Source organism: Bradyrhizobium sp. Pha-3 (assembly GCF_042258325.1).
Lineage (GTDB): Bacteria > Pseudomonadota > Alphaproteobacteria > Rhizobiales > Xanthobacteraceae > Bradyrhizobium > Bradyrhizobium elkanii.
The window spans coordinates 2,944,168-2,968,592 of the sequence record NZ_CP170151.1 but is presented as its reverse complement, the minus strand read 5'-3'; the positions used below and the strand labels follow the sequence as shown (position 1 = coordinate 2,968,592).

Sequence of the window (24,425 nt, the reverse complement as noted above, 5' to 3'; positions counted from 1 at the left end):
CACCGATCACTCCCATCGACTGACCTGACGAGTTTCGCATGCCCGCACCCAAGCCGCCTGCCTTCGAAACCCTGAGCCTGCACGCCGGCCAGCGCCCCGATCCCGCGACCGGCGCGCGCGCGGTTCCGATCTATCAGACCACGTCCTACGTGTTCCAGGACGCCGACCACGCCGCGTCGCTGTTCAACCTCGAGCGCGCCGGCCACATCTACACCCGCATCTCGAACCCCACGACTGCGGTTCTGGAAGAACGCATCGCCGCGCTTGAATGCGGCGTCGGCGCGATCTGCACCGCCAGCGGCATGGCCGCGATGCATCTCGCGATCGCGACGCTGCTCAATGCCGGCGACCACATCGTCGCCTCCGCCTCGCTCTATGGCGGCACCATCAATTTGCTGGCGCACACGCTGCCGCGGTTCGGCATCACCACGACCTTCGTGAAGCCGCGTGCGCTCGACGAATTCCGTGCCGCGATCAAGCCGAACACACGCCTCGTGATCGGCGAGACCATCGGCAATCCCGGCCTCGAGGTGCTCGATATCCCCGCGGTGGCTAGTATCGCGCATGACGCGAAGATTCCGCTGTTGATCGACAACACCTTCGCGACGCCCTATCTCAGCCAGCCGATCGAGCTCGGCGCCGACATCACGATGAACTCGGCGACCAAGTGGATGGGCGGCCACGGCATCGCGATCGGCGGCGTGATCGTCGACGGCGGGCGGTTCGACTGGCGCGCCTCCGGCAAGTTCCCGCAGCTCACCGAGCCCTATGCCGGCTATCACGGCATCGTCTTCGACGAGCAGTTCGGCAAGGCCGCCTTCATCATGCGCGCCCGCACCGAGGGGCTGCGCGATTTCGGCGCCTGCCTGTCGCCGACCAACGCGTTCCAGCTGCTGCAGGGCATCGAGACGCTCGGCGTCCGCATGGACCGCCACGTCAGCAACACCCACGCGGTGCTGGACGCCCTCGCCGCGAACAAGGCGGTCGACTGGGTGCTGCATCCCTCGCTGGAGACGCATCCGGATTACGCGCTGGCCAAGAAGCTGTTGCCGCGCGGCGCCGGCTCGATCGTCAGCTTCGGCATCAAGGGCGGCCGCGCCGCCGGCAAGAAGTTCATCGAGTCGTTGAAGCTGATCAGCCATCTCGCCAATGTCGGCGATGCCAAGACGCTGGTGATCCATCCCGCCAGCACCACGCACCAGCAGATGGATGCCGAACAACTCAAAGCGGCCGGCATCGGCGAAGAGCTGGTGCGGCTCTCGGTCGGCATCGAAACCGCGCAGGATATCATCGACGATCTCGGCCAGGCGCTGCGCGCCTCGCAAAGGACTTAGGGCCATGCAGCTTTCCGTGAACGGATCAGACACCTTCATCGCGACCGGCGGCAGGCCGTTCGATCCATCGCTGCCGGCGGTGGTGATGATCCACGGCGCCGGCTTCGATTCCTCGACCTGGGCGCTGCACAGCCGCTGGTTCGCCCATCACGGTTTTTCCGTGCTGGCGCCGGACCTGCCGGGTCATGGCCGCTCCGCCGGCAAGCCGCTCCCGACCATCGCCGAGATGGCCGACTGGATCGCGGCGCTGATCACGGCGGCCGGCGCATCGAAGGCCCGATTGGTCGGCCATTCGATGGGCTCGCTGATCGCGATCGAGACCTCGGCGCGGCATCCCGACAAGGTCTCCGGCCTCGCGCTGATCGGCACCGCGGCGACCATGACGGTCGGCCCCGATCTCTTGAAGGCCGCCGAAGCCAATGATGTCGCGGCGATCGACATGGTCTCGATCTGGGGCCTCGGCTTCAAGGCCGAGCTCGGCGGCAGCCTCGCGCCGGGCCTGTGGATGCACCAGGGCGCGCAGCGGGTGCTGCAGGAGGCGAAGCCGGGCGTGCTGTACAACGACCTCAACGCCTGCAACGCCTACCAGAACGCGCTCACGGCTGCTGCCGCTGTCAAGGTGCCCGCGACCTTCGTGCTCGGCGAGCGCGACATGATGACCCCCGCCAAGGCCGGCAAGGCGCTCGCCGCCGCAACGCCGAACGCCCGCACCGTCGTGCTGCCCGGTGCCGGCCACATGATGATGGTCGAGCAGCCCGACGAGCTGCTGGCGGCGCTGCGGTAGCGGAGCCGCGGGCTCCTCTCCCTTTCCTTGTCGGAGAAGGTCGCGCGGACACAAGTCCGCGCCGGATGACCGCCGCCAAAATATCGAAAACAACCCCATGCAAAGTAGCAGGGCAGCCGCCGGCCCTCGGACAAGCGACTTGACACGTCGGGCAACTCAGCGATACCTTCTATTATTCAGAAATTGCGCAACGCTCCCAGTGCCCCTTGGGCATTTCAAGCCGATCGGCAGCCTCCTCAAGTGCCCGGAGCCGCCGATCTTTCAGGAAATCCGACTCGCCATCAGGAGCAAGGCAGCGAAGCAACCGATCGGTACGAGGTGGGAAAACTCCCGATGTCGCAGAATGGTCAAAGCTGCCGCCGCGAGAATGACGGCGCAGAGGATCAAGCCTGCTGCACGGGTTGCCGATATGGCGACCAGGATCGCGGCCGATATCTCCAATCCGCCGGTGACCCGGCACCACCACGCGGGATACCCCCATCGAACAAAGTTGCTCCGCGTCGTCGCCGTCGCGATCGCATTGAACAGACCTGCACTGGCGAAGGCAACGGCAAGCAGCCTAATGAATATTAGGTGCATGACTTAAGCGACCGCCAACGCATAAGCGCGTAACTCGTCGATGATCGATCCCCGCGAAGGATTCCAGCCGAGTTCGCGCTTCGCCTTCTCGCCCGAGATGATCTGATCGGAGGCGATCGCATCGGCGAAACCCCAGAGGACCTTGCGCGCCTCTTCGAGCGGCCATGCCGCTACTCGGCCCCCGGCACCGCCCAACTCGCTCGCTGCACGGGCGATCTCGATGAGCCGCGGCGCCGAACCGTGCGCGCCATTGAAGACGGATCCCGCCGGTGCCCGCTCGAGCGCGAGCGCATAGAGATCGGCCAGATCGTCGGCATGCACGGTCGACCAGCGATTTTGACCGTCACCGACATGAAGCGCCGCACCATGTTCCTTGGCCGCTGCGACCATCATCATCGCGGCGCCGCCCCAGTTGCCATATACCCAGGCAGGCCGGATAACGACCGGATGGACGCCCCCGACTTCGGCCGCGAGGATCTCGCGTTCCAGGGCCTGGCGCCAGCGGACCATCTCGACCGGGTTCAGTGGAGTGCGCTCGGTGACTGACGTGTCACCCGCGGAGCCGTAGACCAAGCTGCCACTGGTATAGATGAAGCGCTTACCCGTTCCGCGCTGGGCTTCGAGGATCGCGCGCGTCGCAATCTCATCGAGCGACGCAGCGTTCTGATCGTTGGGCGAAGCGGCATGGACGACGGCGTCCACGCCCCGCACCGCCGAGGCCAAGCTCACCGGGTCGGCAAGCTCACCTATCTTCGCCACGAAACCTCGGTCGAGCAGCTTGGTCGCGCTCGCTTCCGACCGGGCGAGTCCCACGACTTCATGGCCTCCCTCTTTCAATCGGTGCGCTACTGCACCGCCGATCAAGCCAGTCGCGCCTGTTACCAAAACTCGCATGTCGATCATCCTTCAATTTCGGTGAATCCAACAAAGCGGAACGGCAATGCGGATGGAAATCGCGAGTTCTGATGTGGCGCTATCGATCGCGCCGATGGAGTCAAGCCGAGGCGGCGATTTTGGTGATAATGCCGCGCAGCCAGGCAATAGCCCCATGCGTATCCGCCCGCCGGTGCCACATCAGGTGGAGTGGCCAAGTGGGCAGTTCGAGCGGCGGATCATAAATCGCTATGCCTGCTCCGGTACCAGCGAACCTTCGTGCGACCCGGGAGGCCAGCGTCGCGACGAGGTCGGTCCCGGCGATCACGAAAGGGGCGGCCAGGAATTGTGGCAGGCTCAGCACGACGCGCCGTTCGAGGCCGAGATCGGCAAGCCTCAGATCGACGATCCCGGAGCGGTCGCCTTCCGGAGAGACCAGAAGATGCGGCGCCGCTGCGAAAGCCTTGAGGCTCGGACCGTCCGCGAACGCCGGGTGTCCCTCCCGCACGACGCAGGCGAAACTCTCAAGAAAGAGCGGGCTGCTGATAATGCGCGCCGACGTCTCGACGGGGAAACCGATCGCGAGGTTCGCCTCGCCGCTGTCGAGCAGCGTGATGGCTTCTTCTCGTCCGAACATCCCGCAGACCCGCACGTTGACGTGCGGGGCATCGATGCTGAGGCGGGCCATGAGCGGCGGCAACAAGACGAACGCCGCATAGTCACTCATCGCGAGCGTGACGGTATTGTCGGCCGTCGCGGGGTCGAAGCTATCAGGTTGCAGCGCGCTCCGCAGAAGCCGGAGCGCATCCGAGACGGGACCAGCAAGGTCATGGGCGCGGGGCGTTGGCTGCATGCCTGAAGGCGTTCGCACGAAGAGCTCGTCCCCAAGAAGCTCTCGCAAGCGCGTGAGCGCTCCGCTCATCGCCGACTGGCTGAGGCCGATCCGCGATCCGGCGCGCGTCACGTGGCGCTCCGCGTACAGCGCATCAAAGGCCTTCATCAAGTTGAGGTCGAAGCCGGCTATATCCATGTGGCCGACCATAAGGGAATGCGCCGAACGGGGATAGCGGCCGTATGTCAAGCGCACGCCGCTCGAGGGCCCCCCGGTTGGGCTGGACCCGATCCGTCGAGGATGGCGTTACGGCGAGTCATGCATCGCCTGGCAGTCCGCGCTCACCCACAAGCGGACGCCGCTTAGGAAGCGGCGCCGAGGGTCAATAGGCGACATCGAAAATGGGAAAAAGCCCGCGAACGAAGGCCACACCCTAGCGAGGCCGGGTCTTTTCAATAAAGGCATTCATCTCAGGTTAGAGACGACACGGCCACCCTTCTCCCCTTGTGGGAGAAGGTGGCGCGCAGCGCCGGATGAGGGGTTCTCTCCACGGATGAGATCGCGGAGACAGACCCCTCACCCGGCTTTGATGCTTCCGCATTCGAATGCCCTTTACCGCCGCGACTGCTGGTGACGTTGGAAAACGTCATTCGAGCGTGAGCGCCACCAAAATATCGAAAACAACCCCATGAAGAGCAGGGCGGCCGCCGCCACCCGGACAAGCAGCTTGCACGTCGGGCAACTCAGCGATATCTTCTATTATTCCGAAGTTTTGCGAATGCCCCGGCGCCTACGCAACAGCGTACGGATCACGCGCGTTGGACGTCTGCTATGGCCCTGACAGGAACGCGAAAACGGACATTGCCGTAGGTCCGGAGGGGCCATTAACGCAAGTGGGTAGTCAGCATCTTCTGGGTAGCGTTTCAGCTACGTCCTGTGCGCCGGGCGATATGGCTTGCCATAGCATCGAGAAGTTCGCGCGATGATATGCCTAGGGAGAATGCGGCGACCCATAGGCCACGATTGCCAAAAAGCCCGTTCGCCATTCGCGTGAACCGGGTTACAGAACCTAGCCGCAGATTTTTCCGAAGGAAGTCAGGATCAACATCTATGACGATGCCCTTACCACGATAATCTTTTAAGGACAAAACCGCAGACCATGGAATCCAATCGGCGCTGATCCGAACATCTTTGAAGCCGTCCCGCGTCATGAAGAGGACTGGTTGGCCGCCGGGGCCTAACCACCTGACAATGGCCTGAAAGGTAGCTGATCCGAACAGGATGATGCCGACAGTCCCAATCAGGAAGACCAGAATAGGTGCAACAAGCGTGTGATCCTTTGATGGAGGACCAAGGAAGCCGAGAAGAACGCCAACGCACGCTCCGGTCATGAACAGCACACCGGCAGTCATAACCATACCTAAGGCAGCGAAAATTACGAGCCGGACGCGGGATTCGGAGATTTCCAGGCAGTCGTTCGTTTCGAGCTTGGTGGACATATTGACGATCCAAATTCAGTGACGCTGCAACTGCTCTCAATCAAAAATTGTGGATGGCAACTTAATTCGCGTTCACACGTCAAGCAACCAGCGAGCGGATTCGGTGATTACACCTAGGTGCGGCCTCATCGGCTGCTGGCGGCACATGTCGGACTGCGAAGGCGGCAGCGGACGATGCCGCGACGTCGAACGCCCGCATGGTGGTGCTGCCAGGCGCCGGTCACATCATGAAGGTCGAGCAGGCCGACGAGCTGCTGGCGGCGCGGCTGTAACGCTGCCGCGCGCTCAACACTCTCCCCTCATCCTGAGGAGCGCGGAACGCGCGTCTCGAAGGATGAGGCCACAGTCGGGGCCTCGTGGTTCGAGACGCCGCTGCGCGGCTCCTCACCATGAGGGTTTGGGATCTCCCTCGTAGCGCTCACTGCTTCGCCGGCCTCCGCTCGATCGGGTGAATGTCGATCGCGCGCAGGCGGCCGAGGCGGAGCACGTCCATCGACAGGGTGCGGTCGATCCGGCTGTGATCGAGTGCGCGGATCAGGTCGTCGACGCCGTTGATCTCGATGCCGTCGAGCCTGATCACGACGTCGCCCGGCAACAGGCTGGCGCGGGCGGCCGGGCTGTCCGGCTCGATCTGCATCAAGAGCGCACCCATCTTGTTCTCGACCCCGGCCAGCACCGCATGCCGCCGCGGCACCGGCGCGGTCTGGCCGGCGACGCCGATATAGGCGCGGCGGACATAGCCGTGGCGGATGATCTCCGACAGCACGAACTGCGCGGTATTGCTGGCGACCGCAAAGCAGATGCCCTGCGCGCCGTTGATGATCGCGGTGTTGATGCCGATCACCTCGCCCTTCGACGACACCAGCGGCCCGCCGGAATTGCCGGGATTGAGCGCGGCATCGGTCTGGATCACGTCCTCGATGGTCCGCCCGCTCACCGAGCGGATCGAGCGGCCGAGCGCCGAGACCACGCCGGCGGTGACCGTCGATTCGAAGCCGAGCGGATTGCCGATCGCGACCACGAGCTGGCCGCGCCGCAGCGTCTTGGAGTTGCCGAGCAAGGCATAAGGCAGATCGCGCGCGCCGTCGGCCCGCAGCAAGGCGAGGTCGGTGTCGGGATCGACGCCGAGCACATGGGCATCGGTGACGAAGCCTTCGGTGTCGCGCAGGCGGATCTCCTTCGACGATCCGACCACATGGCTGTTGGTCAGCACGAACCCGTCGGGCGAGATCACGATGCCCGAGCCGAGCCCGCCGCGCTCGCGCGCGTTGCGCACTTTCGGCCCGGTTTCGACCCGGACCACGGCGGGGCCGACGCGGTCGGTGACGTCGATCACGGCATTGGAATAGGCATCCCGCAAAGCCCGGTCATTATCCCGGGCAGCATCGGCCGTTCGCGGTGACGGCGTGTCACCGGCGGTATCTGAGGTAATATCCAGCATGGCGAGAGTCCTTTGGTCTCCTCAGATGGTGACCGGTTCCCCGCGCCGCAAGTGGTTACCTGCCCGGTCGGCTAGGGCGCCCGCCGCAGCGTCCCGCCACGCTCCCTGACCGGATCGAGCAGCGACCAGTCGCCCTCCGGCAGCACATGGCCTTTCGGGAACGGCGCGCGCAGCTCAAGCCCGAGCGAGCGCAGCACGCGGTCGTCGCGATAGTAGCATTGCAGCACCACGCGAACGAGCGTTGCCGCGGCCGCGCCGCCGCGGCTACGAAACTCCTGCGCCACCGCATCGCGCCCGGCATCGTCGAGCTCGGCGAGCGGCTTGCCCGCGAGATCAGCCAGATGATCCAGCGCCCGCGCGACCAGCGCGGTGTCGCGGCCGAGCGTCGCCAGCAGGTCGGCCTGGATCGCGGCATCATCCGCCCCCGGCACCTTGTACTCGTCGCTTTCGGGAACGATCATCGCGGCGACGGTGCGCAGATCGGCGCGCTGGGCTGCAGTCAGTTCATTGCTATCGGACATGTCGGTCTCTGGCGGTCTCAGTCGAACAGATTGGCGAGGCGCTGCTTCATCTGGTCGGCGATGTAGAGCGCAAGGGCCTGGATGGTGGAGGTCGGGTTCACCCCGCCCGAGGTGACGAAGATGCTGCCGTCGACGATGAAGAGGTTCTTCACGTCGTGCGAGCGGCCCCATTCGTTGACCACGGAGCGCGCTGGATCGGTGCCCATCCGCGCGGTGCCGAGCAGATGCCAGCCGCCCCACGGGATCGGATCGTTGATGCAGATGTCGGTGGCGCCGGCGGTCTCGAGGATCTCCCGGCCGCGCGCCAACCCGTGATCCATCATTTTCCGGCTGTTCGCGCTGATCGTGTAGTCGATCTTCGGCGCGGGGATGCCATGGCTGTCCTTCAGCACGGGATCGAGCGTGACGCGGTTGTGCTCCTCCGGCAAATCCTCGCAGATCGCCGATACCGCCAGACGATGGCCGTTGAGCTTGCGGAAGACGCGGTGATGATCCTTGCCCCAGGGCAGGATGCCCTTCTGCTCGCTCGCGACCGCCTCAAACACCGGCCCGGCGCCGCGGCCGAACTGGATGCCGTAGCCGCGGACGAAGCCGCGCGACAGATCGGTGTCGTAGAACTCCTTGCTCCACAGGCAGGTCGGCGGCGCGCGGTTGCTGTCGGTCGGCTCCTTCACGAAGCCGTAAATCTGCGCGTAGGGGTGGAACATCAGGTTCTTGCCGACCAGGCCGGATGAGTTAGCAAGGCCATTCGGGAATTTGCCTGACGCCGAATTGAGCAGCAGCCGCGGCGTGCCGACGCCGTTGCAGGCGATGATGACGACTTCGGCCGCCTGAAACTGCTCGACACCGTCCTGGTCGTAATAGATGACGCCGGAGGCCATGCCGTGCTCGTTGGTCAGGATCTCGCGCACCCGGCAATGGGTCTTCAGCTCGACCCCGGCGCGGACCGCGTGCGGCCAGTAGGTGATGTCGGTCGAGGCCTTGGCACCCTGCGCGCAGGCCGGCGTGCAGTGGCCGAGATTGATGCAGCGCGCCCTGCCCTCGTAATCCATCGTCGCCACCGTCGTGTCCGACGGCCACCAGTGCCAGCCGAGCTTGTTCATGGCCTTGCCAATCAGCGGGCCGGATAGCCCGAGCGGCTGCTGCGGCATCGGCGGGTGGCTCAGCGGCGACAGCGGATCGCCCGACAGGCCCGAGACGCCCATCATCCGATCGTTCTCCTCGAAAAACGGAGTGAGCGCGTCGTAATCGATCGGCCAGTCGTCGGCGACGCCGTCGAGCGTCTTCACCTTGAAGTCGGACGGATGCAGCCGCGGCCAGTGCGCGGTGTACATCACCGTCGAGCCGCCGACGGCGTTGAAGTTGACGACCTTGATCGGCGAATTGTCGTCGTTGATCGGGTAGTCCTCGGGCCGGCGGCGGACATTCGGGCTGGACGACCACTCGCCGTAGAACTTCGCCTCCCAGTCGCGCCCTGTGCTCGGATATTCGGCCGGATTCATCCAGCCGCCCTGATCGAGACAGAGGATGTGCATCTTGGTATCGGCGAGGCTCCAAGCCACCGCGGCGCCGGACGCGCCGGCGCCGATGATCAGGACGTCAACGGGATCGTTCTTCATTCTTGTTCCTTGAAGTCTCTTCTTTCGTCATTGCGAGGCGCGATAACAATGACGGGATAATGCAGCTCAATTGACGATTCTCACCGGCAAGCTTCGTATACCGCGGATGAAATTGGAATAGAGCCTTTGCGGCGGGCCCATCATCTCAAAACGCAGATCACGCGCCAGAACCTCCTCCCAGAGGATGCGCAGCTGCTGCTCGGCCAGGCGGTCGCCGACGCAGCGGTGGACGCCGGCGCCGAAGGCGAGATGCTGACGCGGCTTGGCGCGGTCGATGATGAATTCGTCGGCGCGCTCGATCTTGTCCTCGTCGCGGTTGCCGGAGATGTACCACATCACGACCTTGTCGCCCTTGCTGATCCTCCGGCCGGCAAGCTCGACATCGTTGCGTGCGGTGCGGCGCATGTGCAGCACCGGCGTGTGGTAGCGGATGGTCTCGGAGACCAGGTTCGGGATCAGCTCCGGCCTCGCGCGGACCAGCTCGAACTGCTCCGGGTTCTCGCACAGCGCCATCAGCCCGGCCGACATCGAGTTGCGCGTGGTATCGTTGCCGCCGACGATCAACAGCCCGATCGTGCCGATGAACTCGCGCGGCTCCAGATTCCGCGTCGCGTCCGAATGCGCCAGCATCGAGATCAAATCGAAAGTCGGCGGCGCATCGATCCGCGCGTCCCATAGCTTGCGGAAATATTCTCCCATCTTGACCAGTTCGGCGGTGCGTTCAGCCTCCGAATGCACCACCGCGTCGGGGGATTCGACGTTGGCGATCGCGACATCCGACCACCAGGTCAGCTTGGCGCGGTCCTCAGAGGGGAAATCGAACAGCGTCGCCAGCATCATGTTGGTGAGGTCGACCGAGACCCGCTCGGCCCAGTCGAAGGTCTCGTTGCGCGGCAGCGCGTCGAGCACCGCGGCGGTGCGCTTGCGGATCAGGGCGTCGAAATTGGCGAGGTTTGACGGGGCCACGATCGGCGCCACCGTGCGGCGCTGCGCGGTGTGGCCGGGCGGGTCCATGCGGATGAAGCTCGGCCGCTCCTGCCCCTTCGGCTGGTCCGCGACCTGGATACCGCCAAGCTCGGAGGCCGACGAATAGTTCTGGTGATCCAGCTCGACCGCGAAGATGTCGTCGTAGCGCGTCACCGACCAGTAGGGGCCGTAGGCTGACGCCTCGCAATAGTGCACGGGATCGTCGCGGCGGAGCTGCGCGAACAGCGGCCGCCAGGTGTCGTCCTGATAAAGCCGGGGATTGCTGACGTCCGTAGACGTCGGCCTGCGCAGCGCCTCTCCCATCGCTTCACTCCCGCTGGTTCCGTCGCCGCTTGGTGGGCGATCGTTGTGTCGGGCCGACGATAGAGGAAATCCCGCGGCCGAGTAAAGCCGCGGGGCAGACAGTCCGCCGCGCGGAATGCGCGCAACCCGACGCACCCGGCAAATCCCGATAGCTGCCCCGCTGTTCGATGTTTGTCGGCGACAGGAAGACCGGTTAGCCTTGCCGGCAATCGATCCATCAGGGAGCAACGACAGGTGGCCGAATTGCGCCAGGACAACAGCGCCCAGACGGCTGCGCTGGATTACGACGTCATCATCATCGGCGCAGGCTTGTCCGGCATGTACCAGCTCTACCGGCTGCGCGAGCTTGGCCTTAGCGCGCGCGTGTTCGAGGCCGGCACCGGCGTCGGCGGCACCTGGTACTGGAACCGCTATCCCGGCGCGCGTTTCGATTCCGAGAGCTACTCCTACGGCTATTCGTTCTCGAAGGAGCTGCTCGATGAATGGGAATGGTCGGAGCATTTCGCCGGCCAGCCCGAGACCTTGCGCTACTGCAACTATGTCGCCGACAAGTTCGACCTGCGCCGCGACATCCAGTTCGAGAGCCGGGTCGCATCAGCGATCTACCAGGACGACACGCGAAGCTGGCGGATCACGCTGGAGAGCGGCGCGCAGCACGCCTGCCGCTTCCTGATCACCGCGATCGGTCCGTTGTCGACGCCGACCCTGCCGCGCATCGAGGGCCGCGACGATTTCAGGGGCCAATCGTTCCACACCGCGCGCTGGCCAAAGCAGAACGTGGATTTCACCGGCAAGCGCGTCGCGGTAATCGGCACCGGCGCGACCGGCATCCAGACCATCCAGACCATTGCCGGCGAGGTCGGGCACCTCACCGTGTTCCAGCGCACCGCCAACTGGGCGGCGCCGCTGCACAACGGCAAGATCGACGCCGAGACGCAAGCCGGGATCAAGGCCGGCTATCCCGAGATCTTCGCGCGCTGCAAGGAGACCTTCGCCTGCTTCGTGCATACGCCCGATCCGCGCGGCGCGTTCGAGGTGAGCGAGGCGGAGCGCGAGGCGTTCTACGAGAAGCTCTATGGCGAACGCGGGTTCGGCATCTGGCAGGGCAACTTCAAGGATATCCTGATCGACCGCGCGGCGAATGCAACGATCAGCGATTTCGTCGCGCGCAAGATCCGCGAGCGCGTGAAGAACCAGGCGGTCGCCGAGATGCTGATCCCGAAGAACCACGGCTTCGGCACGCGGCGGTTGCCGCTCGAGACCTTTTATTATGAGGTCTACAACCGCGACAATGTTGAGCTGGTCGATCTCAAGGAGACGCCGATCGAGCAGATCACGCCCGACGGCATCCAGACCACCGACAAGGACTACGCCTTCGACATCATCATCTACGCCACCGGCTTCGATGCCATCACCGGCAGCTTCGACAGGATCGATTTCCGCGGCGCGCACGGTGCGCGGCTGAAGGAGAAGTGGACGCACGGCCCGGAAACCTACCTCGGGCTGATGGTCGACGGCTTCCCCAACATGATGATGCTGATGGGCCCGCACACCGCGCTCGGCAACATCCCGCGCAGCATCGAATACAGCGTCGACTGGGTCACCGGGCTGATCCGCTTCGCTCAGGAGAGAGGCCTGACCTTCCTCGACGCCACGCCTGAAGGCACCGCCGACTGGACCGAGCATGTCAAGGCGCTCGGCACAGGCCTGCTTTCCAACGAGGTCGATTCCTGGATGACCGGCATCAACCGCAACGTCGAGGGCAAGCAGACCCGCATCGTCGCCCGCTACAGCGGCAGCGCGCCGGCATATCGCGCGCGATGCGACGAGGTGGCGGCGAAGGGGTATGCGGAGTTGAGGTTGGGCTAACGTGCGTATTGAGGCGAAGCGCGAGCCACACCCACCGCCGTCGTCCCGGCGAAAGCCGGGACGACACAGAGTGTGTTGCGCCTCTGGTCCCGTCATCACCCGCGAAGGCGGGTGATCCAGTATTCCAGAGACAATGGTTATCGAGCCGACGGGCCGCTGCGTACTGGATCGCCCGGTCAAGCCGGGCGATGACAGTTGGGGTGAGGACGCAGCCGCGCCCTCACGTTACCACGCATCGATGCACGGCCGCTTGCGATGGGTCCGCGGCTCGGGCTTCGGCACCGAGCGGAGGCCGGCCATGATCCAGTGCCTTGTGTCGGCGGGATCGATCACCTCGTCGATCTCAAGCACCGAGGCGATCGAGACCGCCTTGCCGTTGGCGTAGAGCTCGGCGACCTTGGTCTGGAAATACTTCTCGCGCTCGACCGGATCCTCGATCGCCTCCATCTCCTTGCGGAAGCCGAGGCGGACATAGCCTTCGAGGCCCATGCCGCCGAACTCGCCGGTCGGCCACGCCACCGTGAAGAACGAGGCGTGGAAGCCGCCGCCGATCATCGACTGCGCGCCGAGGCCATAGCCCTTGCGCAGCACGATGCCGAACAGCGGCACCGTGATGCTCGCGCCGGTGACGAACATCCGCGCGACGTGGCGCACGATCGCGGTCTTCTCGGCCTCGGGGCCGACCATGAAGCCCGGCGTGTCGCAGAGCGAGACGATCGGGATGTCGAAGGCGTCGCACAGCTGCATGAAGCGCGCGGCCTTGTCGCCGGCCGCGGCGTCGATCGCGCCGCCGAGATGCCTCGGGTTGTTGGCGATCAGGCCGAACGGCTTGCCTTCGATGCGGATGAAAGCGGTGATCATGCCGACGCCGAAATCCCTGCGGATCTCCAGCACCGAGCCTTCGTCGGCGAGCAGGTCGATCACGTTGCGGATGTCATACACCCGCAGGCGATTTTCCGGGATCGCGCGGCGCAGCAGCCGCTGGTCCGGCGCCTTCCAGTCGGCGATCGCGCCCTGGAAATAGGACAGGTATTTCTGCGCCACCGCCGTCGCCTCTTCCTCGTCCTCGACCAGGATGTCGATCACGCCGTTCGGCGACTGGAACGAGACAGGGCCGACCTCGGCCGGATGGTAGACGCCGAGCCCGCCGCCCTCGATCATCGCCGGACCGCCCATGCCGATCGACGCATTTTTGGTGGCGATGATGACGTCACAGACGCCGAGCATCGCGGCATTCCCGGCGAAGCAATAGCCGGAGACCACGCCGACCACGGGCACCAGCCCGGAGAGTTTTGCAAACTGCACGAAGGACGGGCCGTCGAGACCGGTCATGCCGAGCCGGTCGGTATCGCCGGGACGGCCGCCGCCGCCCTCGGCATAAAACACCAGCGGCATGCGCCACTGCTCGGCGAGGCCGAGCATGCGGTCGATCTTCTTGTGGTTCATATGGCCCTGGGTGCCGGCGAGCACGGTGTAGTCGTAGGAGATCACCATGCAGCGCGCGCCGTCGGCGCCGAAATCCCTGGCGTTGACGGTGGCGACGCCTGATATCAGGCCGTCGGCCGGCGTATTCTTGATGAGGTCCTCGACCTTGCGGCGGCGGCGCTGTGCCGCGATCGCCAGCGAGCCGTATTCGACGAACGAGCCCTCATCGACCAGCTGCGCGATGTTCTCGCGCGCGGTGCGCTGGTTGGTCTTGCGGCGCCGCTCGACCGAGGCCGGGCGGTTCTCGTCCAGCGTGATCGCCTTGCGCGCGATCAGCTCGGCGAGATCCGGGCGGATGTGATCGAGATCGATCGCGGCCTCTTCCGCCGCGGCATGGCCGTCGACCTCGGCAGGCTCAAAGAACAGGATCGGCTCGCCATGCATCAGGGTGACGCCGATGCCGCCCGCGATCCTGGTCACCCGGCCGCCATGCGGCGCCGTGACCAGATGCTCCATCTTCATCGATTCCAGCACCGCGATCTGCTGGCCGGGCCGAACCAGATCGCCCTCCGCGACCTCGATCGCCACGATGGTGCCCTGCAGCGGCGCGGGCACCGGGAGCGATCCCTCGGGCGGCGCCTCAGTCGCAACGGCCTTGGTCGCAGTCGCCTCGCTCACTTCGATCAATGGTGCGGCGAGATCCTGCGCCGCGCCGACCAGCGCGGCCACATGGGTATCGATGAAGTTGGTGCTGATCTTGTTCCGCCCAAAGCTCTGATGCGCCAGGATCGCGCCGAGGAACGGGATGTTGGTGGCGACGCCGCCGATGCGGAATTCGCGCAAGGTGCGCGATGCTTTGTGCACCACGTCGGTCCATTTCGGGCTCGGCGAATGCACGATGACCTTTGCCAGCAGCGAATCGAACGCGGCGGAGGTCCGGTAGCCGGAATAGCCGAACGTATCGACGCGAACGCCGGGGCCGGACGGCAGGTCGAACACACTGAGCGTGCCACCGGTCGGCTTCGTGATGCCCTTCTCGTCCATCACCTCCATGTTGACGCGGAGCTGCATCGCATAGCCGCGCGGCAGCGGCACCGCTGATTGCGCCAGCCCAAGCGAGGCCAGCGTGGCGCCGGCGGCGACCGCGAGCTGCGAACGCACGAGGTCGATGCCGAGCACCTCCTCGGTAACGGTGTGCTCGACCTGGAGCCGCGGATTGGCTTCGATGAAGGCAAACGCACCCTCGCTCTCCCCGGCTTCGTCATCGACCAGGAATTCGAAGGTGCCGAGATTGTCGTAGCGCGCGGCGGCCGCGAGCTGCTTCGCCGCCTCGATGATGCGCGCGCGCATTCCCTCGCTCAGCGACGGGCTCGGCGCCACCTCGATCAGCTTCTGGTTGCGGCGCTGGATGGTGCATTCGCGCTCCCAGAGATGGCTGATGACGCCGTGACGGTCGCCGATGATCTGCACCTCGATATGGCGGGCCTTGCGGATCAGCCGTTCGACATAGACCGCATCGCTGCCGAACGCCGCCTTGGCCTCCGACTGGCAGCGCGCATAGGCCTCGTCGAGCTTGGCGGCATCCTCGACCACGCGCATGCCGCGCCCACCGCCGCCGGCGATCGCCTTGATCATCACGGCGGCGCCGGCGCCGAGCGCGGCGAAGAACGCCTTTGCCTCGTCGAGACCAGTCGCGCCCGAAGTGCCGGCAATGATCGGGACGCCGCATTTCTTCGCCAGCGCCTTTGCCTTGGCCTTGTCGCCGAACAGATCGAGCGCCTCCGGCGACGGGCCGACGAAGGTGATCCTCTCCTCGGCACAGCGCCGCGCGAGCTGCGTGTTCTCGCTGAGGAAGCCGTAGCCCGGATGCAGCGCATCGCAACCCGTGGTCTTGGCCGCCGCGATCACGGTCTCGATGTCGAGATAGGCCCGCGCGCCGCGGCCTGGAATCTCGTGGCTGGCGTCGGCGGATCGGACATGCAGCGAGGCGGCATCGTCGGCGGGATAGATCGCGACGGTCGCGATGCCGCTGTCGGCAGCGGCACGGGCAATGCGGATCGCGATCTCACCGCGGTTGGCAATCAGCAATTTCTTGAACGACATGATCAATTCCGTGAGTTTGCTACCTCGCCCCGCCTGCGGGGAGAGGTGAAGAAATCGTGCGCGACCGGCCGACGTCTCACAGTCAACGATCCTTCATGGTCGGATCGAGCACGACACGCAAGGACTCCCCGAGCGCATTGAACGCCAGGGAGACGACGAGAATGGCAAGGCCCGGCGCATACATCTGCTCCGGAGCGATTTCCATGTATTGATAGGCGCGCGCCAGCATGGCGCCCCAGCTCGGGTCCGGCGGCTGGATGCCAAGGCCGAGGAACGACAGGCTGGCTTCGGCCAGCAGCGCGGCGGCGAGCAAGAGCGTCACCTGCACGATGACCGGTTGCAGCGTGTTCGGCAGCACGTGGCGCCACAGCACGTGCCAGGTCGGCGCGCCGAAGCCTCTGGAGGCATCGACATAGAGCTCCTGCCGTACGATCAGCGTGCGGGCGCGGACGATGCGCGCCAGCGCCGGGAACATCGTGATGCCGACCGCGATCATGCCGTTGGTCAGCCCGATGCCGAGCGCGCCGGTGACCGCGATCGCCAGCACGATGGCGGGGAACGACAGGAAGGTGTCGATGATGCGGCTGATGATGTCGTCGATCCAGCCGCCGAAATAGCCGGCGATGAGGCCGACCGGCAGCCCGATCAGAACCGCGACGCCGACCGCAAGCAGGCTGGCATAGACGGTGGCCGGCGCGCCGTAGATCAAGCGCGAGAAGATGTCGCGGCCGAGATCGTCAGTGCCAAGCAGATGGACCGGCCCCGGCGGCGCCAGCATGTTGTTGACGTCCTGCGCGGTCGGCGCATAGGGCGCGATCCAGGGCGCACCGATCGCGACGACAACGAGCACCACGAGCACCAGGATCGACAGCGCGGCGCGGAGATCGCCGGCGAGCCAGCGCGCAAATCGGCGCAGCCGCGTCGGCCTCGCCGGGGCCTTCAGGGGAGCAAGCGCCACCTCGGTCATTGCTCGATCCTCGGATCGACCGCTGCGCACAGCAAATCAGTGATCAAATTCACCGCGATCACAACCACCACCATGGTGAAGACGACGCCCTGCACGATCGGGAAATCGCGCTGGATCGCGCCGCGCACGATCAAGCTGCCCAGCCCGGGAATGGCGAACACCGCCTCGATCACCACGGTCGCCGCCAGCATGCGGTTGACCAACAGGCTGATGATGGTGAGCAGATTGACGCCGACATTCTTCAGGCCGTGCTGCCAGAGGATGCGGGACATCGACAGCCCCTTGGCATGCAGGGTGCGGACATATTGCGACGACAGCACCTCCAGCAGCGCGCCGCGCAGCTGGCGCGCGACCTCGGCCATGCCGTAGGCCGCGATCGCGATGCCAGGCAGCAGCGCATGCCTGATCGCATCGACCGGCGAGGCGCTGAAGGATTTTGCGCCGGTCGCCGGCAGCCAGTTCAGCTTCAATGAGAATTCCGCCACCAGGATCATCGCGAGCCAGAAGCCGGGCACCGCGACGCCGAACGACGCCAGCATGCTGATCAGCTTGTCGGCCCAGCCGTTCGGCTTGATCGCGGCCATCACGCCCATCGGGATGCCCGTGACCAGCGCCAGCGCCAGCGCGATCACGACGATCAGGAGCGTGTTCGGAAACGCGCGGCCGATCGAGTCCGCGACCTTCTCGCCGGTCAACAACGATTGCGAGAGATCGCCCTGCGCGACATTGCCGAGCCAGGCGCCATATTGCACCAGGAACGGGCGGTCGAGGCCGTAGATCTTCCTGATCTCGGTAATCCGCGCGTCGGTCGCGTTGTCGCCCGCCAGCGTCACGGCGATGTCGCCGGGCACCAGCTTGAGCAGCGCGAACACCATGAAGGTCGCGAGCAGGATCACGGGCAGCGCCTGCACGAGGCGGCTGCCGACGACCTTGACTGGTGACCGTCGCGCCATCGCCTAACTCCCGAGCCAGACGTCGTCGTATTTCGGCTTGCCGAGCAGGTTCGGCCGATAGCCCTGCACCTTCTTGTTCATCGCGACCAGCTCGAACTGGAACGCGAGCGGCACCACGAAGGCATTCTCCATCACCAGCCGCTGCACGGTGGAGAACGCCTTGCGCCTGACCTCGATATCCTCAGACGCACGCGATTCCTTGATCGCGGCCTCGAGCTCGGCCGGCACCGGCGCGCGGCCGGCATTGTAGTAGGCGTCCTTGGTGAACATCAGCGAGTAAGTCAGGCTCGGGTCGGGCCGCCCGGTCCAGGCCGAGAGCAGGCCGGCGCCCTTCTTCTCCGCGCCGAAGAAGGCCGCTGAAGCTTCCGCGATCGGGGCGTTGACGAAACGCACGCCGATGCCGGCCTTGCGCAATTGCTCGATCAGGATCTCCTGACGCTGCACCGAATCCTGGTCCGGATAGCCGCCGAGCTCGATTGGGGTGCCCTCCTTGAAGCCGGCCTCGGCGAGCAGCTTGCGCGCTCGGTCGGGATCATAGGGATAGAGCTTTGCGACCTCGGCATCATAGGCCCAATGCGCCTTCGGCAAATTCATGTAGGCGGGCTCCGCAAGACCTGCGAGCGCGGCCTTGACGAAGGACTCGCGATCGATCGCGAAGTTGAGCGCCTGGCGGACCTTGAGATTGTCAAACGGCGGCTTGGCCCAGTTGAGGAAGATCTGAAGCACGTAGAGCGTCGGGCCATGCACCACCTTGACGCTCGAGGCGCGCTCGATGATCACCTTCTGCCGCGGCGGCAGCTGGTAGATCAGATCGTTCTGCCCGGCGGTGACCGAGCGGGCGCCGGTGGTGAGCTCGGGAATGATCGAGATCTCGATGGCGTCGGGAAGCGGCCGCTCCGGCTTCCAGTATTTCTCGTTGCGCTTGACCACGATCTTCTCGCCGTCGGCCCAGCTGACGAACGAATAGGCGCCGGCGCCGACCGGCTTGCGCGTCACCACGCCGCCCTCGGCCGCCTTCAGCGCCGTCGGCGACACCATCATGCCGGCGCGGTCGGAGAGAATGCCGGGGAGTGCGGTATCCGGTGTCTTCAGCTTCAACGTCACCTGCTGCGGGCCAGTGACCTCGACCGCGGCGACCGAGAGAAGATCGGCCTTGATGTTCGACTTCGCATCGCTGCGGTTGCGCTCGAGATTGAACTTGACGGCTTCCGCATCGAGCGGCGTGCCGTCATGGAAGGTGACGCCGGCGCGAATGTTGAGCACCAGCGTGGTCGGATCGGTGAACTTCCAGCTTTCGGCAAGGCCGGGCCTCGGCTTCAGCGTGTCGAATTCCCATTCGGTCAGCGTGTCGTACATCGTGAACAGGAAGGCGTGGTCGGAGCCGGCGCCGCCGGTCGCGGGATCGAGGCTCGACGGATTGGCCGGCGCCGAGATGCGCAGGGTGCCGCCCTTCTTCGGCGCGCCTTCCGCGAAGGCGCGGCCGCCGAGCGTGGTGCTTGCCAATGCGCCCGAGATCAGCGCCATGGCCTCGCGTCGTGTCGTCATTGTCATGGCAGGTCCTCCATTATCCCAGGGCGTCAATTTGAATCGGCTTAGCGGCAGACTGGCTGCACCTCTCCCGCTTGCGGGGGAGGGAGTGCAGTCCCTTCGGGGTCACTATTCGAACTGATCTCATCGCGCGCTAACTCGGCGAAAAATTGGGGCGGTCGGCGAAATGGCAGGCCACCCAGTGATCGGGCTTCAGCTCGCGCCACTCCGGCACGCGGTCGGTGCAGAGCGGCTGCGCATGCGGGCAGCGGGTGCGGAACCGGCAGCCCGAGGGCGGATCGATCGGGCTCGGCACCTCGCCCTGCAAGACGATGCGGCTCTCCTGCCGCATCGTGGACGGCAGCGGCCGCGGCTCGGCCGACAACAGCGCGATCGTGTAGGGATGCAGCGGCCGCTCGGCGACCTCCTCGGTCGGCCCGAGCTCGACGAACTGGCCGAGATACATCACCGCAACGCGCTCGCTGATATGCGAAACCACCGCGAGATCGTGGGTGATGAAGACATAGGTCAGCCCGAGGTCGCGCTGCAGATCGGCAAACAGATTGAGCACGTCTCCGCGGATCGACATGTCGAGCGCGGCCACCACCTCGTCGCAGACGATCAGCTTGGGTTTGAGCGTCAGCGCGCGGGCGATCACGACGCGCTGCTTCTGGCCACCGGACAGCTGATGCGGATAGCGCGCGCCGAACTCTTGCGGCAGGCCGACGCGCTCCAGCGCCTCCCGCGCCTGCCGCTCGCGCTCGGCGCTATTGCCGACGCGGGCGAGCCCCAGCGGCTCCAGCACCGAGGCCAGAATGGTCATGCGCGGATTCAGCGCGGCGTTCGGGTCCTGGAAGATGATCTGGTAGTCGCGGCGATGGTTTTGAAACTCCCGCCGTGGCAGTGCCGTTGGATCGATGCCGTCATGCAGGATGGCGCCAGCGCTGGGATTGAGCAGGAACACCAGCGCGCGGCCGATCGTGGTCTTGCCCGATCCGGACTCCCCGATGATGCCGAAGGTCTCGCCGCGGCGGACGTCGAAATTGACGCCATCGACCGCCTTCACGGTGGCGCGGCGGTCCGAGGTCTGGAAGCGGACCTGAAGGTCGCGCACCGAGACGATGGCATCGCGGCGGGGCTCGGCATCGGCTGTGGTCATTGCGTCGCGACCTTTGCAGCAGCCGGCGCGCCGGGCGGATGCAGCGCGCCCGGCAGATTCAGCTCGGCAAAGCGCCAGCAGCGCACTCTTCTGCCGCCGCCGGCGTCCTGCAGCTTCTGCTCGGCCTCGCAACCTTTGGCCGCATGCGCGCAGCGGGCCCGGAAGCGGCAGCCGTTCGGCATCTCCGCGATCGACGGCACCCGGCCCGGGATCGACGGCAGCCGGCCGTGGCGCGGGCTCAAATGCGGCAGCGAGCGTAACAGTCCCGACGTGTAGGGATGCAGCGGCCGCACCAGCGCTTCGTCGACGGTGGCGTCCTCGATCACCTCACCGGCATACATCGTGATCATCCGCGTGCAGGTCTCGGCGACGACGCCGAGATCGTGGGTGATCAGCATCAGCGCGGTCTTCGAGGTCTCGCTGATGTCGCGCAGCAGCTCGAGGATCTGCGCCTGCACGGTGACGTCGAGCGCGGTGGTCGGCTCGTCGGCGATCAGAAGCTGCGGCCCGCAGATCAAACTCGCCGCGATCATCACGCGCTGCCGCATGCCGCCGGAGAGCTGGTGCGGATAGTCGTCGATCCGCCGCTCGGGCGAGGCGATGCCGACGCGGCGGAGCATCTCCAGCGTTTTGGCGCGCGCCTCCTCATGGGAAACGTCCGTATGGACGCGCAGCGTCTCGGCGATCTGGTGGCCGACGGTGAAGACCGGATCGAGCGCGCTCATCGGCTCCTGGAAGATCATCGCGATGCGCTTGCCCCGGATCGTGCGCATCTGCCGCGCGCTGCAGGAGGCGAGATCGACGCCGTCGAACAGGATCTTGCCGTCGAGGCCGGCAAAATTGCCCGGCAACAGCCGCAGGATCGACAGGCCGGTGATGGTCTTGCCGCAGCCGCTCTCGCCGACGATGCCGACGCGCTCGCCGGGCGCAATGTCGAAGTCGATGCGGCGCGTCGCCTGCCAGACGCCCTGCGCAGTCTTGAAGCGGATGCCGAGCCCGCGCACCGACAGCAGCGGCCGTGCGGCCTCGCGCGCGCCCTCCGCCCTGCGCTGTGCCGGCTGACCTGCCTCCATCAGCCCGCCGCCCGCTTCTTCTCTTTCACCAGCTGCTCCTCCATCAGCATCTCGGTGCCGATGATGCCCTCGCGGGTGAGCTCATCGAGCTCGGCGTCGGAGAGCCCGAGCATGCCGCCAAGAATCTCGCGGTTATGCTCGCCGAGGGTCGGCGGCACTGAACGAATGGCAAATGGCGCGTCGCTCTCGCGAAACGGCATCGACGGCTGCGGATGTCGTCCGATGAACGCGCGGTCGACCTGCTGGATGAAGCCGCGGGCGTGGAGCTGCGGATCCTCCAGGAGATCGATCGGCAGCCGCGCCACGCCGGAGGCAACGCCGGCAGATTGCAGCGAGGCCATCGCTGCATCGGCATCGCGCGCCGCGGTCCAGGCCATGATCGCAGCCTCGATCTCGCCCTCGATGGCGCGGCGGCCCGCGGCGGTCTTGAGCGTCTTGTCCGCCGCCCAGTCCTCGCGGCCGAGCAGCCGCGCGAGCTTTGGCCACATCGCGTCGCCGGACACCGCGACGACGATCCAGTTGTCTTCGCCATCACAGCGAAAGCAGCCATGCGGCACGAAATCGGGGTGGCGGTTGCCGTATTTGGTCGGCGGCTTGCCACTGGTCGAATGCGCGACGATCCAGGGCGCGGCGAACGGCATCATGCATTCGATCTGGGCGAGATCGATGAACTGCCCCTGCCCCGTCAGTTTGGCGTGGATCAGCGCGGTCAGCACCGCGGCCGCGCCATTGAGCCCGCCCACGGCGTCGCCGAACGCGGTATGGCTCATGACGGGCGGACCATCGGGATCGCCGACAACACTGGGCAGACCGGAGCCCTGCTCCAGGGTCGAGCCATAGGCGCGGCAGTCGCGATGCACGCTGCCGGCGCCGAACGCCGACATCGACATCATCACCAGCTTGGGATTGATCTTGCTCAGCACGTCGTAGCCGAGGCCGAGCTTGGGCAGCACCTCGACCGAATAATTGTCGACCACGAGGTCGGCATCGGCGAGCAGGCGCTTCGCCAATTCAAGCCCCCTCGGCCGGGTCAGATCGAGCGTGATGCCGCGCTTGTTGCGGTTCATGATGCAGTAGCGCACCGACTTCTCGTACATCTGCTCCAGCACATAGGCCGGACGGCGGTCGACGCCGCGCCACCAGTCCGGATATTGCGTCGCCTCGATCTTGATGACATCGGCGCCGAGATCGGCGAGCGTGCGGGTGCAGATGGGTCCGGCCCAGCCCATCGAAAAGTCGACGACACGGATGCCCGCGAGCGGCAAGCGATCGGTTGCAGCGGGCCTGGGCGCCGGCACGCGCGGCGCAGCCTCGCGCCTCGCCCGCTGCTCGCCGAGATCAGGCACCCGGCCGCCGCGCAGCGGCGGCGTTGCGGTCAGCCGCTGCATCGTGCCGGCGGAAAAGCCGGTCTCGTCACCGATGGTGATCGGGACGATAGCGCCACGCGCACGCTTCTCCTCATCGGCGATGAGATCCGCCACCTCCGGCACCGGCACGATCGGAATCCTGCGCTTGAGCCCTTCGGCGAACCACTCCTGCGCGGTGCGCTGCTTCAGCTTCGGCAATATCCTGCCTTCGATCTCGGCGACATGGCGCAGCCGGTCGACACCCATGACCAGCGTCGGATCGTCGCGCAACTCGTTGAGCTCGAGCATCTCGCAGAACGCGCGCCATTGCGCCGGGGTCACCGTGGTGACGCCGAGCCAGCCCTGCCTGGTCTCGTAGATGCCGACCGGAAAGGTCGGCCAGAACCGGTTGACGCCGATCCGCCGCATGATGTCGCCGCGCTGGAACGCCTCGAACATGATGTATTCGGTGACGGCGATAGAGGCCTCGAACAGGCTGAGATGATTTTCGCGGCCGCGCCCGTCCTGCATGCGCCCGAGCACCGACGATGCGGCGGCGATGAAACCCCACAGCCCGCCCAGAATGCCGATCTGGAAATCCGGCGCATGCATCGGCGGCCCCTGCTCCGGACCGACCAGCTTCACCAGTCCGGTCAGCGCGCGGATCGTGGAGTCCGTCGCCGCGAAATTGGCGTAGGGACCGCGATCGCCGAACCAGGCGAGGTCGAGATGAATGAGGCCAGGATTATCCCGCTTGATCGCGTCGAGATCGATTTCGGGACAATCCGCCGCAGCGATGCCGCGCCCGTCGAGCAGGACGTCGCAGCCGGTGATCAGCTCGCGCAGGCGCGAGACGTCGCGCTTGTCGAGCACGACACTCGACTTGTTGAAGTTGAGGAACGCAAACCACGCGCTCTGCCCTTTGGGCGTCAGCGGCGCGGTGCGGCGAAGCGGATCGCCGTGCGGCGGCTCGACCTTCTGCACATCGGCGCCGAAATCGGCAAACAGCCGCGCGCAATAGCTCGTCGCCGCAGCACTTCCGATCTCGACAATCCGCAGATGCGACAACGCGCCCATCACGCTTCCTCGCGACAAAATGACCAGCCGGTGACAGCGGCTGATTCAGTTTCTTGTTGGGTGAACTTGAAGCCGCGCGACGAGTGTGATGCAAGTGGAATTTTCTTCCGCTTGGCGGAATTAGCGAGCATATGACCGAAGTTGCTGCTCAGCG

General features: G+C 65.7%; 18 protein-coding genes. 3 read left to right on the top strand and 15 right to left on the bottom strand.

The genetic code is table 11. The annotated features are described in order from the left end of the window. The first annotated feature begins 38 nt into the window (after positions 1-38). Positions 39-1,334 carry an O-acetylhomoserine aminocarboxypropyltransferase gene (locus ACE10X_RS13905; protein ID WP_038383949.1) on the top strand — a complete coding sequence of 432 codons (1,296 nt, stop codon included), beginning with the start codon at positions 39-41 and terminating at the stop codon, positions 1,332-1,334. Positions 1,335-1,338: 4 nt separating this feature from the next. Then, the gene (locus ACE10X_RS13900) at positions 1,339-2,118 is read left to right on the top strand and encodes an alpha/beta fold hydrolase (protein WP_038383950.1); all 780 of its coding nucleotides are present in this window, start codon (positions 1,339-1,341) and stop codon (positions 2,116-2,118) included. 261 nt (positions 2,119-2,379) lie between these two features. Here ACE10X_RS13900 and ACE10X_RS13895 read toward each other — a convergent pair whose 3' ends face one another. The 8 genes from ACE10X_RS13895 to ACE10X_RS13860 form a co-directional block, all read right to left on the bottom strand. Next, complete coding sequence (locus ACE10X_RS13895; RefSeq protein ID WP_038383951.1) at positions 2,380-2,697, bottom strand: DoxX family protein; 318 nt, start codon at positions 2,695-2,697, stop codon at positions 2,380-2,382. A 3-nt stretch (positions 2,698-2,700) separates the two neighbouring features. Beyond that, a complete protein-coding gene (locus tag ACE10X_RS13890; RefSeq protein ID WP_080583302.1) occupies positions 2,701-3,600 on the bottom strand; it encodes an NAD-dependent epimerase/dehydratase family protein in 900 nt (299 codons plus the stop codon). A gap of 91 nt (positions 3,601-3,691) precedes the next feature. Further along, positions 3,692-4,600 (bottom strand): LysR family transcriptional regulator, encoded by a 909-nt coding sequence (locus ACE10X_RS13885; RefSeq protein WP_038383965.1) that lies wholly within the window; start codon positions 4,598-4,600, stop codon positions 3,692-3,694. 725 nt (positions 4,601-5,325) lie between these two features. Continuing rightward, positions 5,326-5,901, bottom strand: coding sequence for a hypothetical protein (locus ACE10X_RS13880; RefSeq protein WP_038383952.1), 576 nt, complete (start codon positions 5,899-5,901; stop codon positions 5,326-5,328). A 418-nt stretch (positions 5,902-6,319) separates the two neighbouring features. Beyond that, positions 6,320-7,342, bottom strand: coding sequence for a S1C family serine protease (locus ACE10X_RS13875; protein WP_038383953.1), 1,023 nt, complete (start codon positions 7,340-7,342; stop codon positions 6,320-6,322). Between the two features lie 71 nt (positions 7,343-7,413). Further along, a complete protein-coding gene (locus tag ACE10X_RS13870; protein WP_038383954.1) occupies positions 7,414-7,863 on the bottom strand; it encodes a hypothetical protein in 450 nt (149 codons plus the stop codon). Between the two features lie 17 nt (positions 7,864-7,880). Next, positions 7,881-9,482, bottom strand: a complete 1,602-nt coding sequence (locus ACE10X_RS13865) for a GMC family oxidoreductase (protein WP_038383955.1) — start codon at positions 9,480-9,482, stop codon at positions 7,881-7,883. Positions 9,483-9,548: 66 nt separating this feature from the next. Beyond that, on the bottom strand, positions 9,549-10,772 hold the full coding sequence (locus ACE10X_RS13860) for a cytochrome P450 (protein ID WP_038383956.1): 1,224 nt from the start codon (positions 10,770-10,772) through the stop codon (positions 9,549-9,551). Between the two features lie 234 nt (positions 10,773-11,006). Between ACE10X_RS13860 and ACE10X_RS13855 the strand changes: the two genes are divergently transcribed. After that, positions 11,007-12,641, top strand: a complete 1,635-nt coding sequence (locus ACE10X_RS13855) for a flavin-containing monooxygenase (RefSeq protein ID WP_375764269.1) — start codon at positions 11,007-11,009, stop codon at positions 12,639-12,641. Positions 12,642-12,866: 225 nt separating this feature from the next. On the opposite strand, the gene ACE10X_RS13850 is transcribed toward ACE10X_RS13855, so the two are convergent. From ACE10X_RS13850 to ACE10X_RS13820, 7 genes are all read right to left on the bottom strand, one after another. Beyond that, positions 12,867-16,169: a carboxyl transferase domain-containing protein gene (locus ACE10X_RS13850; protein ID WP_038383957.1), complete on the bottom strand. Its 3,303-nt coding sequence runs from the start codon at positions 16,167-16,169 to the stop codon at positions 12,867-12,869. Between the two features lie 82 nt (positions 16,170-16,251). Then, positions 16,252-17,136: an ABC transporter permease gene (locus tag ACE10X_RS13845; RefSeq protein WP_038383958.1), complete on the bottom strand. Its 885-nt coding sequence runs from the start codon at positions 17,134-17,136 to the stop codon at positions 16,252-16,254. Further along, positions 17,133-18,089 carry an ABC transporter permease gene (locus tag ACE10X_RS13840; protein ID WP_038383959.1) on the bottom strand — a complete coding sequence of 319 codons (957 nt, stop codon included), beginning with the start codon at positions 18,087-18,089 and terminating at the stop codon, positions 17,133-17,135. The genes ACE10X_RS13845 and ACE10X_RS13840 overlap by 4 nt, the downstream gene beginning before the upstream one ends. A 3-nt stretch (positions 18,090-18,092) precedes the next feature. Then, positions 18,093-19,640, bottom strand: coding sequence for an ABC transporter substrate-binding protein (locus tag ACE10X_RS13835; protein WP_038383960.1), 1,548 nt, complete (start codon positions 19,638-19,640; stop codon positions 18,093-18,095). A gap of 130 nt (positions 19,641-19,770) precedes the next feature. Next, positions 19,771-20,775, bottom strand: coding sequence for an ABC transporter ATP-binding protein (locus tag ACE10X_RS13830; RefSeq protein WP_375764268.1), 1,005 nt, complete (start codon positions 20,773-20,775; stop codon positions 19,771-19,773). Continuing rightward, on the bottom strand, positions 20,772-21,848 hold the full coding sequence (locus ACE10X_RS13825; protein ID WP_304556552.1) for an ABC transporter ATP-binding protein: 1,077 nt from the start codon (positions 21,846-21,848) through the stop codon (positions 20,772-20,774). The genes ACE10X_RS13830 and ACE10X_RS13825 overlap by 4 nt, the downstream gene beginning before the upstream one ends. After that, positions 21,848-24,271 (bottom strand): CaiB/BaiF CoA-transferase family protein, encoded by a 2,424-nt coding sequence (locus tag ACE10X_RS13820; RefSeq protein WP_038383969.1) that lies wholly within the window; start codon positions 24,269-24,271, stop codon positions 21,848-21,850. Before ACE10X_RS13820 ends, ACE10X_RS13825 begins: the two co-directional genes overlap by 1 nt. Positions 24,272-24,425: the final 154 nt, after the last annotated feature.